The 14190-nt window shown below is 47.4% G+C and carries 10 protein-coding genes; 5 read left to right on the top strand and 5 right to left on the bottom strand.

The annotated features are described in order from the left end of the window. Positions 1 to 446: 446 nt before the first annotated feature. The gene (locus ACXLDX_RS14535) at positions 447 to 1367 is read left to right on the top strand and encodes a pentapeptide repeat-containing protein (protein ID WP_457577907.1); all 921 of its coding nucleotides are present in this window, start codon (positions 447 to 449) and stop codon (positions 1365 to 1367) included. Beyond that, positions 1339 to 4899: a DNA polymerase III subunit alpha gene (dnaE, locus tag ACXLDX_RS14530; protein ID WP_457577906.1), complete on the top strand. Its 3561-nt coding sequence runs from the start codon at positions 1339 to 1341 to the stop codon at positions 4897 to 4899. The genes ACXLDX_RS14535 and dnaE overlap by 29 nt, the downstream gene beginning before the upstream one ends. Here dnaE and ACXLDX_RS14525 read toward each other — a convergent pair. From ACXLDX_RS14525 to xerC, 4 genes are all read right to left on the bottom strand, one after another. Continuing rightward, the gene (locus ACXLDX_RS14525; RefSeq protein WP_457577905.1) at positions 4891 to 5481 is read right to left on the bottom strand and encodes a zinc ribbon-containing (seleno)protein DG; all 591 of its coding nucleotides are present in this window, start codon (positions 5479 to 5481) and stop codon (positions 4891 to 4893) included. The two genes, dnaE and ACXLDX_RS14525, sit on opposite strands and share 9 nt — an antisense overlap. Positions 5482 to 6134: 653 nt before the next feature. After that, entirely contained in the window at positions 6135 to 7535 is a 1401-nt protein-coding gene (gene hslU / locus ACXLDX_RS14520) for an ATP-dependent protease ATPase subunit HslU (RefSeq protein WP_457577904.1), read from the bottom strand. After that, the gene (hslV, locus tag ACXLDX_RS14515; protein ID WP_457577903.1) at positions 7532 to 8062 is read right to left on the bottom strand and encodes an ATP-dependent protease subunit HslV; all 531 of its coding nucleotides are present in this window, start codon (positions 8060 to 8062) and stop codon (positions 7532 to 7534) included. The genes hslU and hslV overlap by 4 nt, the downstream gene beginning before the upstream one ends. A 289-nt stretch (positions 8063 to 8351) precedes the next feature. Beyond that, positions 8352 to 9266 (bottom strand): tyrosine recombinase XerC, encoded by a 915-nt coding sequence (gene xerC / locus ACXLDX_RS14510; protein ID WP_457577902.1) that lies wholly within the window; start codon positions 9264 to 9266, stop codon positions 8352 to 8354. Between the two features lie 749 nt (positions 9267 to 10015). Between xerC and xseB the strand changes: the two genes are divergently transcribed. From xseB to dxs, 3 genes are read left to right on the top strand one after another with little or no spacing between them, the layout of a single operon-like run. Next, positions 10016 to 10264, top strand: a complete 249-nt coding sequence (xseB, locus tag ACXLDX_RS14505) for an exodeoxyribonuclease VII small subunit (RefSeq protein ID WP_457577901.1) — start codon at positions 10016 to 10018, stop codon at positions 10262 to 10264. Then, positions 10239 to 11135: a polyprenyl synthetase family protein gene (locus tag ACXLDX_RS14500; RefSeq protein WP_457577900.1), complete on the top strand. Its 897-nt coding sequence runs from the start codon at positions 10239 to 10241 to the stop codon at positions 11133 to 11135. The genes xseB and ACXLDX_RS14500 overlap by 26 nt, the downstream gene beginning before the upstream one ends. Positions 11136 to 11152: 17 nt before the next feature. Then, complete coding sequence (gene dxs / locus ACXLDX_RS14495) at positions 11153 to 13057, top strand: 1-deoxy-D-xylulose-5-phosphate synthase (RefSeq protein WP_457577899.1); 1905 nt, start codon at positions 11153 to 11155, stop codon at positions 13055 to 13057. A 105-nt stretch (positions 13058 to 13162) separates the two neighbouring features. Here dxs and ACXLDX_RS14490 read toward each other — a convergent pair whose 3' ends face one another. Beyond that, entirely contained in the window at positions 13163 to 14176 is a 1014-nt protein-coding gene (locus ACXLDX_RS14490) for an NAD-dependent epimerase (RefSeq protein WP_457577908.1), read from the bottom strand. Positions 14177 to 14190 lie beyond the last annotated feature (14 nt).

Raw genomic sequence — 14190 nt, 5'->3', positions numbered from 1 at the left:
TATATTTTCTCGAAAAAACTGATGCGGCTGTCGCTGTTTCATAATCTATTTATCTTCTAAATAACAAAAGTTATTTTTAAATTTGACCCGGCAACGCCCAGGTGGAACGCTGATTACATACAAAACTCAGCCTGCTATTTGAGACTATGGGGATCAGAATCTATTATTATGTCGTCAGTGCCTGGGAAAAGAAAACATAGAGCCAATATCCCAGTGAGGAGTTACATTAATTTGCTGTGCGGGGAGAAAAGGACTATATTATTATCTTATTGGTCAATTCTTGTCTTAAAAACAATAAATTAATGAACCAGTTTGAGTTGAATATTCAATAGTTGCACCAACATGTTAACTTATGGTGCAGCATTTTGATGGCGGGTGATTAACCCGCTTTGGTTTCTGTGAATGCTTATCGGATTAAGGTCAAAAAAAATCACAAGGGAACATATATGATTCGTTTTTTTTTCTTCACCCAGCTTATGCTGTTTTTCTTTCTTATCAATGGATGTGCGCCTGTAAATCAAAACCAGATAGAAGCTTCTGGTCAGAGCCCCCTCACCTCCAGACAACTCTTTGACATGGTCAGTAACAACAGTCTGCATCTTGAGACCGTTGATTTTGACGCAACGCTTTTTTTCAACACCAATGGTACGCTGGCGGCCATTGATCGTCTTAAAAGCAGAGATGTCGGTAAATGGGATGTTTCATCAGAAAACCAGCTCTGCATAAAATACCGTACCTGGTATTATGGTGACACAAAATGCTACCGCGTTTTCCCAGGAGGAACAGAAGGGAAATATATTTTTTTTACTGAAAATGGCGCCAGGTATTGTACGGCCGAATTCCTTACGGCCGATCCATACAATCTGTCTCAACAGATTGGAAAGACAAAAGGAAAACAATATTTAAGAGAGCAATTTGTCCAAAAATACGGTCGTCCTGTTTTCAATACTCCCCGAAAAGAAAAGAACGGGAAGGCAGCTGCAGACAATAGAGCTACAAAACAACACAGACAAAAAAATAAACGGGACGATCTCATCAGAATTGCCAGAAACTGCCCCGACTGCAATCTCAGGGGAATCAACCTGAAGGACGCGAATCTCATCGGGGCAAACCTGAAGGGTGCAAACCTTGAGGGCGCTGATCTCAGTGGAGCCAACCTCCGCAGAGCAGATCTCAGTGGAGCTAATCTTACCGGGGCCCGTCTTGTTGCAACCAGTCTCGCGGGCGCTGTTCTCATTGATGCAGATCTGTCCAATGCAGACCTGACCGGAAGCAACCTCATTAAAGCAAAACTCAACAATGCAGTTCTCAACGGCACCATCCTGGACGGAGCCAATCTTGAATCTGCTGAAGGATACAGAGATTAATATGAGTGCAGAATTCACCCATCTCCATGTTCACACCCAATACAGCCTGCTGGACGGAGCCATCCGGATAACAGACCTGCTTGATAAATGCAGGGAATACGGCATGGACAGTGTGGCAGTTACTGACCATGGAGCAATGTATGGGGCTCTGGAATTTTACAAGAAGGCAAAAGCGGCTGACATAAAACCGATTGTAGGTTGCGAACTGTATATTGCCCCGGGCGATATGCGGGAAAAGAAAAGAATAGATGGTGAGGTTGCCTTCCATATCGTTCTCCTTGCCATGAACCATGGTGGATACCGGAACCTGATGAAGATGGCCAGTATCGCCCAGTTCGAGGGTTTTTATTATAAGCCCAGGATCGATATGGAAGTTCTCAGGGCTCATAATGAAGGCGTCATTGCCCTGACGGCCTGTCTCCACGGTCAGGTCCCCTACCTGATCGGTAAAAATGATATGGCCGGTGCCCGGAAAAAAGCACAGGAATTATACGATATTTTCGGCGACAGGCTCTATTTTGAAATCCAGGAAAACGGTATTGCTGCACAAAAGCCGGTGAACGAGGGTTTGATCAGTCTCGGCCGGGAAATGGGAGTCAAGGTTGTAGCCACTAATGACTGCCATTATCTGAACAGAGAAGAGGCGCACGCCCATGAAATCCTGCTCTGCATCCAGACCGGCAAAACCATTAACGACCCGAAACGATTCAGGTTTTCAACGGACGAATTTTATTTCAAGTCCCAGGAAACCATGAAAAAGAGTTTTAGCTATTGCCCTGAATCCATTGCCACCAGTCGTGAAATAACAGATCGCTGCAACCTGGAGATTGAATTCGGCAACTACTATTTCCCAAATTTTGAAGTACCCGAGGGAGAAAGCCTCGATTCCCTCTTTGAATCAGCCTGCCGTGACGGCCTCCGGGAAAGGTTCAACGACATGCGTAAGGCCGGAACTTTTTCCCCCGAGATCGAAAAAACGTATACTGAACGGCTGGAGTCAGAAATTGAAGTCATCAGAACCATGGGATTTCCTGCCTATTTTCTCATTGTCGCCGACTTCATCAACTGGGCAAAGAACCGCGGTATTCCCGTGGGACCTGGACGTGGATCAGGGGCAGGAAGTCTTGCTGCCTACTGCATGCGCATTACAAATATAGACCCTATCCCCTATGGTCTGATCTTTGAACGTTTTCTCAATATCGAACGAAAATCAATGCCCGACTTTGACGTGGATTTCTGCCAGGAAAGAAGGGGTGAGGTTATTGATTATGTCCGCAGCAAATACGGTGGCGCCGCCCATGTGGCCCAGATAGTCACATACGGATCCATGAAAGCCAGAGGAGTGATCCGTGATGTGGGCAGAGCTCTTGATATTCCTTTCGGGGAAGTTGACAAGGTAGCAAAACTGGTTCCCGACCAACTGAAAATGACCATCAAAAAGGCCCTGAAGGAGGAGCCGAAACTCCAGGAAATGGCTGACAGCGATCCCCGCATTGCTGAACTGCTTTCAGTCTCAAAAACCCTTGAAGGGCTGGCACGTCACACTTCAACCCATGCTGCAGGAGTAGTTGTTTCTCCCAAGCCGATGACCCACTATCTGCCGACATGTCGGGGAAGCAACGAGGAAACCCTGACCCAGTATGACATGAAACACACTGAGATGACCGGATTAATCAAATTCGATTTTCTTGGTTTGAAAACCCTGACCGTAATCGACAAGGCCCTCAAACATATTGAGCAGGACATCGGGAAGAAACTCGATATCGACACCATCCCCATGGATGATATCAAAACCTATGACCTTCTCTGCCGCGGGGATGCCTTAGGTGTCTTTCAGCTTGAAAGCTCTGGAATGCGGGAACTGCTCGTAAAAATGGCCCCCACCCAGTTCAGTGATCTTATCGCCCTGGTAGCCCTTTATCGCCCCGGCCCCCTGGATTCAGGGATGGTGGACGACTTTGTCATGACCAAGCACGGCAAGGCCACAGCCAATTATCCACTGCCAGAGATCAAACCGGTTCTGGAAGAAACGTACGGTGTCATCGTCTACCAGGAACAGGTCATGAAAATTGCCAATATTCTCGCCAGTTATTCCCTGGGAGACGCGGATATCCTCCGCCGGGCAATGGGTAAGAAAATAACAGAGGTCATGGATGAAGAAAAAGTCAAATTCATGGCCGGCGCCAAAAAGAATAATCATCCGGAGGATAAGGCCGAATATATTTTTGATCTTATGGCAAAATTTGCCGGCTACGGTTTCAATAAATCCCACTCGGCCGCATATGCGCTGATATGCTACCAGACAGCTTACCTCAAGGCCCATTTTGCGCCACAGTTCATGGCGGCCCTGCTCTCCTGCGATATGAACAACACGGACAAGGTTGTTCTCTATATCAACGAGTGCCGGGAGCACAATATTGAAGTCCTTCCCCCGGACATCAACGAAAGTGTCAAGGATTTCAGTGTAGTCAATGACAGTATCCGCTTCGGCCTTGCTGCCGTTAAAAATGTTGGCGGATCTGCCATTGATTCCATAATCGAAGAAAGGGAAAAGAAAGGAAAGTACAAATCGTTAAGCGATTTCTGCAACAGGGTCGACTCCCGCAGGGTCAACTCCAGAGTTATTGAAAGCCTTATCAAGTCTGGCTCTTTTGATTCCCTGGGATATAAACGTTCTCAATATTTTGCTGTCCTTGACCAGGCCATGGAACAGGCCAAGGCGGTTCAGCGGGACCTGCTGAGCGGACAGATGTCTCTTTTTTCGCTTGCCCCTGAGACAAAAGAGAAAACTGAGATAACCGATATCACCATGCCGGATATTGATGAGTGGGATGACAGAAAAAAACTGGCCTGCGAAAAGGAAACTGTGGGCTTTTATATTACCGGACATCCCCTTGATGACACAATCCAGGAGATTAACACGGTCATTGATACAACCATCCAGAATCTCGCCAACTGGGGCAACGATCAACCGGTCCGTATCGGCGGACTCATTCGAAACTGCAAGAGACTGAAATCAAAAAAAGGTGATCCCATGGCATTCATAACTGTTGAGGATCTCTTTGATGCCGTTGAGGTCATCGTTTTCCCAGATACCTACAGTCGTTGCGAGGCCGTACTCTCATCCACCGATCCTCTGATTATCAAGGGCACTGTCAAGCAGGATGAACGTGGGCCTAAAATCATCGCAGATTCCATTGATCCACTGCCGGAAGCCAGGAAAAAATATACGGAATCAGCACGTATAAAACTGGAAGCAACCCGGCTGAGTCGGCAACAATTGGAAAAGGTCAAGGAGGCCCTCTACCAGCACCACGGCTCCTGCCCGATTCTCCTGACCATCCATTTTCCAGGCAGGGGTGAAGTCGATATTGAGGTCACAAAGGATCTCACTATAGAACCGTGCAGACAGCTGAGCGACAAGATTGAGACCATACTGGACTATAACCCAATCTCCTATGTCAAGAAATCGATTGTCCAAGCGCCCCGGAAAAAACGGTGGAACAGGCAAAGGTCCGCGAAGTCAACCTGAAACCCCGAAACAAAGGCCGCATTCTGGACAGTTCAACCCATCCGATGCTCCAAATCTGCAACCACAAGCCGGGCAGATATTTGAGTCCGCTTCCTGGACAAAAACCGCATCCACATGAGATAAATCGTGGTTCTCCAGGGAGGTGTTTTTTATATATTCCCGACTCAAAACCACCATTGCCGCATCCATATCGCCTTTTCTGATCTGCAGGTACATCTCGGTACCACAACACCCTCTCCCGCAACTCTCATCTGCAACAAGAATCGATGGGATACGGTCTCCGGCCAGAAGTGTCTGCAACTGTTTCATATCGTGCAGCGCACCTTTACGTAAATCAATAAGTTCATCGTCAACAGATATTTCCATACTGCGATTATTCCGCAATTCCTGTTCCTTCTGAACCCGCGTGAATTTTTCCTTTCCTGAAATAAGAGCCACTGCACAGGATACACATTTTCCAATATCTGACCTGTATTCGTCCCCGCAAACTGGACAATAGTTCATTTCCGGATCAACTTCACCCTGTCCGATTTCCTGTATTTTTTTCTTTTTTTGCTTTTTTGTCTTCTTTTTCCAGAACATTTTCATTCTCCAGGGTAATAGATACCTGAACCCCGTTTCCGGTTAATATTCCGCAATGTTTTTCTTGATTACCCATTAACTCAGCCGAATTGTGGAGGTACCTGCCTTATCAGGCTAGCCTACGGTCAAAAATCACTGAAAATCTCAATTGATAAGAAATTCAGATGAAAAAGTGTCAGTCCAGATTATTTTCAAACCAGTACAAAGTGATTTTTGAAATACGCCTGATAAAACAGGTACATCCCCAAGTGTCTGTGAGCAATTACGGAACAAAAAACAACAACGTACATACATGAGCATCAGGGCAAAAATTACCAATGCCCGGCAACTCCACACAACTGAAACAATACGTCAGGAAACTGATACTCAGTACTGTTATCACTGGCAATGCCTTCAGCGGAATCAGATTACGAAGCTTTTCCGGCAGATAGAAATAACGCTTCGCTGTCCACCAGAGAACGTCTCTCCCATTACTGCAAAATACTGGATTAAAATCAGGAATATATGAAGCTGTTTTTCCGGGCAAACCCGACTCGGCAGACGCACTGTTGCAGAATACATCCTTCTGGATGATTTTCCTCCTGGAAAATACACTTGAGGGTGCCCTGAAAGTTCCTCTTCCCTGGTGGACCGCCAACTGCAGGATTCAGGACCTAAAGTATATACCTGCTCAAATCCTGGTCCTCAACGATATCGGCGAGCTGTTCCTTCACATAATCAGCGGTGATGGTAAACTGTGATTCTCCCAGTTCTGAGGCATCAAAAGAAAGCTGATCCAGCACTCTTTCCAATATTGTGTGTAATCTTCGCGCTCCGATTTCTTCTGTTTTTTCATTTACTTCCACGGCTATTGCTGCAATTTCTTCTATCGCCTCAGGCTCAAACACAAGATCAATCCCTTCTGTTTTCATCAGGGCAATATATTGTTTAATCAGGGCATTTTCCGGCTCGGTGAGTATTCTGACAAACTCTTTTTTCCCCAAAGAGTCGAGTTCCACCCGAATGGGAAACCTTCCCTGCAGCTCGGGAATAAGGTCTGATGGTTTACAGAGATGAAAAGCCCCGCTTGCAATAAAGAGGATATGATCCGTTTTTATCATGCCATGCTTTGTGGAGACAGTAGCCCCTTCAACTATGGGCAGCAGATCCCGCTGCACCCCCTCCCTGGAAACCTCAGGTCCCTGTCCGGCGGAAGCCCCGTTCCTGGAAGCAATTTTATCAATCTCGTCAAGAAAAACAATACCCGACTGTTCAGTTCTCCTCAATGCCTCTTTGATCACCTGGTCCATGTCCACCAGCTTTTCCATCTCCTCTTTGGTGGCAGCCTCCAGCGCCTCCGGTACTTTCATTTTCCTGCTTTTTTTCTTTCTGGGAAAAATTTTACTGAAGGCATCCTGCAGATTAGACTGCATATCCTCCATTCCGGAAGTTGTCAGGATCTCCACCATGGGCATGGACTTTGATTCACTGACTGAAATCTCGAGTTCCCGGTCATCAAGCGTTCCTTCCCGCAGCATTTTCCGGAACTTTTCCCTGGTGGAATTTTTAACCTGGGAATCGGCAGGAACAGGCAGGCCTGGTTGCTCAGCACCAAAGGATGTTCCGGCTCCGCCCGCCGGAGATACAGGACCGGGAGGAAGAAGAAGATCTAAAATATAATCTTCTGCATTTGCGGCCGCCACACCCTCAAGCCGTTTTTTCTCCTCTTCTTTGACCATGTTCACAGCCAGGTCAACAAGATCGCGGATCATCGATTCCACATCTCTGCCCACATAACCAACTTCGGTAAATTTTGAAGCTTCCACCTTGATGAACGGTGACTGGGCAAGTGTGGCAAGCCTTCTGGCTATTTCTGTTTTACCAACGCCCGTGGGACCGATCATAATAATATTTTTAGGGGCAATCTCTTCCCGCAGGGGCGAAGGCACCTGCCGTCTTCGCCATCTGTTTCTCAGGGCAATAGCCACAGACCGCTTGGCTCTCCCCTGCCCCACAATATATTTATCGAGTTCGGCTAATGTTTCTTTAGGTGTAAATGACTGATTATGTTTCATATCTTCTCAACTACGATGGAATTATTAGTAAACACACAGATATTGCCGGCGATTTCCATGGCCGCCCTGCAGATGGCCTCCGCGTCCAGTTCGCTGTGCCCCACCAGAGCAAGGGCTGCCGCCTGGGCATAGGGTCCACCTGAACCGATCGCGAGCACCCCCTGGTCGGCTTCTATGACATCGCCGGTACCGGAAAGCAGAAGAGAATGATCCTTGTCCACCGCTATCAGCATCGCCTCGAGCCTGCGGAGATATTTATCGGTACGCCATTCCTTTGCCAGTTCAACGGAAGAGCGAAGAAGATTGCCGTTATACTGTTCCAGCTTTTGTTCCAGTTTATCGTACAGGGTAAAGGCATCGGCCGTGGCTCCGGCGAACCCGGTGATAACCCGGTCATGATAAAGCCGCCTGACCTTCCTGGCATGATGCTTCATTACGGTATTTCCCAAAGAGACCTGGCCATCTCCAGCCAGGGCAACTTCACCATTATGACGTACTGCCAGAATGGTGGTTGATCGTATTTTCATAATGCTCTCAAAATTGTCTGTTGTTCATCTGAAAATCCCAGGCTGTGAGTTGCACCATCGCAGTCGGGATTTTTTATTTGTTTATTGAGGACGAGCCATGGAGTCCGGTCATGCCGGTTTATCTGAAAATCCACAGCCGAAGGTTGTATCGTCACTATCGGGATTTTCACTGTTTTTTATGACTGGACCATAAATGCAGATTACTATTATACCACTACTGTCAAAACTCCTTACAGGGTTAGCACCGATATAATTTATTACCCCTGAACCATACTTGCCCGGGTCCGGGCTATTCCCAGTTCTCTCTTCCCGATAACGGGTGAGCCTTATCATAAACATCCGACAGATGGTCAAGGGTCAAATGTGTATATCTCTGGGTTGTGGACAGACTCGCATGACCCAGCAACTCCTGGACGGAACGCAGATCAGCCCCCATCTCCAGCAGATGTGTGGCAAAAGAATGTCGCAGGGCATGGGGAGTGACAATCTGGTTGATTCCCACCTTCTCCCCATATTTTTTTACAATCCTCTCCACGCTGCGGGTCGTCAGACGCCCTCCCCTGCCGCTGAGAAACATTGCCTTCCTGTCCACTTCTCTTCCCCGCTTTACACGGGCTTCCAGGAGCTGCAGTCTCTTAGGCAGCCAGAAACGAATTGCCTCAAGAGCGGGTCTGCCAACAGGTACCAGCCTCTCCCGGTTTCCTTTGCCCCTCACCCTAAGCACTCCATCATTGAAATCAAGGTCATCCAGGTTCCTGGAGACAAGCTCCGAAACCCTTATTCCCGTAGAATAAAGTAATTCAAGCATGGCCCTGTCCCGTTCCATAAACCTGTCTCGGGAATCAGGTCCCTCGAGCAAAGCAAACGTTTCATCTACAGTCAAAAAAACAGGAATGGATTTCCCGCTCCTAGGCCCGGCAACTCCCGCGATCGGATCATTTTTTATCCTCTTCCGGCTCAGTAAAAATCTGAAAAATGTGCGAAGAGCCGAGAGCTTACGAGCCACGGTCGCACTACTGTTCCGACCGTGAAGACTGACCACAAAGGAGCGTATATGTGTATCTGTGACCGATTTCACCTTTGTCTCTTCACCGCAATGGTTGGTGAATTCGTGCAGATCCCGCCTGTATCCGGAAACCGTATGAGGGGAATATCCTTTTTCCGTGGCCAGCCAACGGGAAAACTGTTCAATATGTTTTTTCATTTACGACTTCCACCTAAATCCTGCACTCTGGATGTAATCACTCAAACTATAGGGAAAAAAGACCATGCAAATCCGGGGTGTCTTTGAGTATTTACTGACTGATTTATAACGTCCATCGGCTAAGGTTGGAATGGGACTCATCGTTTAAGTTAATTCTAAGCCAGTGTCTGCCCATAATTGCGCAATTTCGTTCAGAATCAAGGACTTCCCAAACAAAAATCACAGCCATATTATTGATATTCCAAATATTATTTTTTCTAATCACCCATGAAATTCAGCCAGTTTGGGGATGTGGCTGGTTTATCAGGCTAGCCTACGGTCAAAAATCACTGGAAATCTCAATTAATAAGGAGTGCAAATGAAAAAGTGTCAGTCCAGATCATTTTTTAACCAGAACAATGTGATTTTTGAAATACGCCTGATAAAACAGCCACATCCCCAGGTTCACAAGTATCAGGCTGAATTTTGTACGTAATCAGCGTTCCACCTGGGCGTTGCCGGATCAATTTTAAAAATAACTTTTGTTATTTAGAAGGTTATTTTTTTAAGCATGAGGCAAAGTGAGAGCAAAGGGGCCGTTTATGGGCAGGCACAAGTTAACGATATTGGGATCCAGATTTTATTCCGTGTACGATTCGTGCACTATCTGTTATATTTTAAAATTCTGCGCATCACGCCTATTATTTACCGGGTAGTTCTAGCCGGAAAACAGAACTGAATCAACTCTCTTTTTATGGACATCAGGAGTTATGGCAAAGAAAACATTTGAAACAGCCCTTGCAAGACTCGAGCAGATAACCGACGAGCTGGAAGACGGCGAGTTGAGCCTTGATGCCAGTTTGAAAAAATTTAATGAAGGTATTAAACTGGCTGATTACTGCAATGAACAGCTGACGAAGGCCAGAGCAAAAATTGAAATCCTCCTGGAAAAAGACGGGAAACTCGAAGCAATTCCTTTTGATGGAACGGAAAGTGAAAATAAAACAATACCTGAATGAAAAAAAACAGCTGGTTGAAAATGGCCTGAACAGGTTCATGCTCCAGGCAACAGAACCGTTCAGAGACCATATTGATGCCATGCGCTATTCTCTTTTTGCAGGAGGAAAACGGGTCAGACCAATTCTCTGTCTTGCTGCTGCCGCTGCAGTAAATGACAATCCTGAAATTGAAGAAGATCTCCTCCCCGTCGCCTGCGCCCTGGAATGTATACATACATATTCACTTATCCACGATGATCTTCCGGCAATGGACAATGACGAACTCAGACGGGGAAAACCCACCAATCACACGCTTTTTGGAGAAGCTGGCGCCATTCTCGCCGGAGACAGCCTGCTGACATGGGCTTTTGACCTGCTCAGCGGCCGGGAGACAACCCGGATTTCAATGGACAAAAGAATTACCATAATAAATATTATAGCAAGAGGTGCCGGTCCCCTTGGCATGGTTGGTGGACAGGCTCTTGACATAGCACACGAGAACACCGAGTTTCCTTTTGACACCCTGAGAACCATCCATAAGAATAAAACAGGAGCCCTTATCACCTGCTCCATACATGCCGGAGCTGTCGGAGGTGGCGCATCAGGAGAAGAAATCCGCAGACTCACACTTTACGGAGATAAAATAGGACTGGCTTTCCAGATCGTGGACGATCTGCTCAACGCCACAGCAACGACAGAACAGCTCGGAAAAACCGCAGGAAGTGATAACGACCGGGGGAAGGCCACCTATCCTTCCTTTTTCGGTATTGACAAGAGTCGGGAAAAAGCCAGGGAAGCCGTGCAGGAAGCACTGTATTCCCTGGAAAGCTTTGACCACAAGGCCGACCCGTTACGGGAACTGGCAAACTATATCTACACAAGAAGTCACTGAGACTTTACTGAACTGCCATGCTATTATCACCACAATCATACCCGGCACCCCTTCTGGACACTATTAACTCACCGGCGGACATACGCTCCATGTCCCTTGACGAACTGAGCCTGCTGGCTCAAGAAATCCGGGAAATTATCGTAAAAACCGTCTCAAGAAACGGCGGCCACCTGGCCCCAAGTCTCGGTGTAGTTGAACTGACACTGGCCCTGCATTCCGTCTTCGACACACCCAACGATAAACTGATCTGGGATGTCGGGCATCAGTCCTATGCCCACAAGATTATCACAGGCAGGCGGGAAAGTTTTTCTACCCTCAGGCAATATAAAGGTCTCAGCGGTTTTCCAAAATTCAGGGAGAGTGAATATGATGCCTTTGAGACGGGGCACAGCTCCACTTCCATTTCGGCAGCACTGGGAATAACCCTTGCCAAGCACTATAAAAACAGTAATAACCGCGCCATTGCCGTGATCGGTGACGGCTCCATGACCGCCGGCATTGCCTTCGAGGGACTCAACCAGGCCGGCCACCTGGACAAGAATCTCATCGTCATCCTCAATGATAACGAAATGTCCATTTCGCCCAACGTGGGAGCACTTTCCAGTTTTCTCAGCCGTAAACTGAGTGGAAAAACCATGCGCCGGGTAAAGGACCATCTGGTGGAAAAACTGCAGATCTCCGACGTCGGGGAAAATATCCTCAATATCCTCAGAAAAAGCGAGGAGAGTTTCAAGAGTTTCTTTACTCCGGGCATGCTTTTTGAGGCATTTAAATTTGATTATATCGGCCCCATTGATGGTCATAATATTGGTGATCTCAAGGAAACACTGGAAACAGTTCGGGACAGCGCCCAGGGTCCGGTCCTTATCCATGTTCTTACCCGGAAAGGCAAAGGGTATGAACCAGCAGAGAAAAACCCGGATATCTTCCACGGACTGGGACCATTTGATGTCGCCACCGGCAGACCGATTAAGACCAAGGGCGGTCCTGTAACATACACCAAGGTCTTTGGCGATACAATGATCAGACTTGCGGAAAAAGACGAAAAGATCGTTGCCATATCCGCGGCCATGGTGTCCGGAACAGGCCTGAAAAAATTCGCGGAAAGATTTCCCGAACGGCTCTTTGATGTGGGCATTTCGGAACAACACGCTGTAACCTTTGCCGCGGGACTTTCCACCGAAGGAATAAAACCGGTGGTCGCCATCTACTCCTCTTTTTTCCAACGGGCGGTGGACCAGATCATCCATGATATCTGCCTGCCGAACCTCCCTGTAACCCTTGCCATTGACCGGGGAGGTGTGGTTGGAGATGACGGTCCCAGTCACCACGGGGTCTTTGACTTCTCCTTTCTACGCTATATTCCCAATTTAGTCATCATGGCACCAAAAGATGAGGAAGAGCTGCAGCATATGCTCTTTACCGCAATTCAGTACGATGGACCTGCCGCGGTCAGGTATCCCAGGGGCGGGGGCCAGGATGTCATTCTCTCGAACCATCTCCGAAAAATTGAAATCGGCCGTGGTGAACTGCTGCTCAAGGGAGAGGATCTGCTCCTGCTCCCCATAGGAAACAGGGTATATCCGGCCCTGGAGGCAGCTGAAGGACTTGAAAAGGTCGGCATCAGCGCTGCCGTAATCAACCCGAGATTCCTCAAACCCCTTGACGAGGCCCTGATCTGCAGCTGGGCAGACAAATGCCGGAGAGTAGTCACTATTGAAGACAATGTCCGTCAGGGAGGATTCGGCAGTGCGGTTCTTGAACTCTTCAGCCGCAAAGGTCTTTACGGCATAAAAACATGCAACCTCGGCCATCCCGATTTCTTTGTGGAACACGGCCCCCAGAAGACACTTTGGAAAAACAGCCGGATAGACCCTCCTTCAATTATCCGAGCCGCCATCAAACTGATGAACCGGAATTGAAAAAAGGCCTGATATTACGATTTGCCTCCCCTTTGAGGGGTTACACTTCAGAGGTAAAAAAATCATAGAGTTCCTACCCCTGTGACCAATTACGTAGCAGGCGGATCAGATTTTGTAATACTCCTTATACCAGTCTACAAATTTCCCAATTCCATATTCCAGTGTGGTCGCCGGCTTATAATTGAAATCGGCGACCAGGTCATCCACATTTGCATAAGTCGCCGGCACATCGCCCGGTTGCATATCCATGAAATTCTTTTCCGCTTTTTTACCGAGGCATTCTTCCAGCACTTCAATATAACGCAGAAGTTTTTCCTTGTTATTATTACCGATATTATAAACCCGATAGGGGCAGTAAGAACTTGCCGGATCCGGATTGTCTCCGTTCCAGTCAGGATCACTTTGGGGAATTTTATGAATCACCCGGTAGACGCCCTCAACAATATCATCAATATAAGTAAAATCCCGTTCCATATTGCCGTGATTAAACACATCAATCGGCCTGTCCTCAAGAATAGCTTTGGTAAAAAGAAACAGAGCCATGTCCGGTCGACCCCAAGGGCCATAGACGGTGAAAAACCTCAGGCCCGTGGTCGGCAAACCGAAAAGATGACTGTAAGTATGGGCCATGAGTTCATTTGATTTTTTGCTGGCAGCATACAGGGATACCGGATGATCAACATTATCATGAACTGAAAAAGGCATCCTGGTATTGGCGCCATATACGGAACTGGAAGAGGCATAAACAAAATGCTTCACTCCACTGTGTCGGCATCCCTCAAGAACATTGACAAAGCCGACAATATTAGTGTCCACATAGGAATGAGGATTGATCAGAGAATAGCGGACACCCGCCTGAGCTGCCAGATTAACCACAGCATCAAACTGATGTTCCCTGAACAGTTTTTCAACCGCGTTTCTGTCGGCAAGTTCCATATTAACATGAGTAAAAGCATCGCTTCCACCCACCAGAGCAGCCATACGGTCCCGCTTCAGTTGAGGATCGTAATAATCGTTAAGATTATCGAGTCCAACTACCTCTGCCCCACCTTCAATCAGTTTACGGGAAAGTGCTGTCCCGATAAACCCGGCCGCGCCGGTTATCATAATTTTCTTCATTCTCTTCAATCCAT

It is taken from the genome of Desulfomarina sp., from assembly GCF_054039375.1.
Note: the sequence above shows the minus strand (reverse complement) of the source record. Positions and strands in the feature narration are given on the sequence as shown.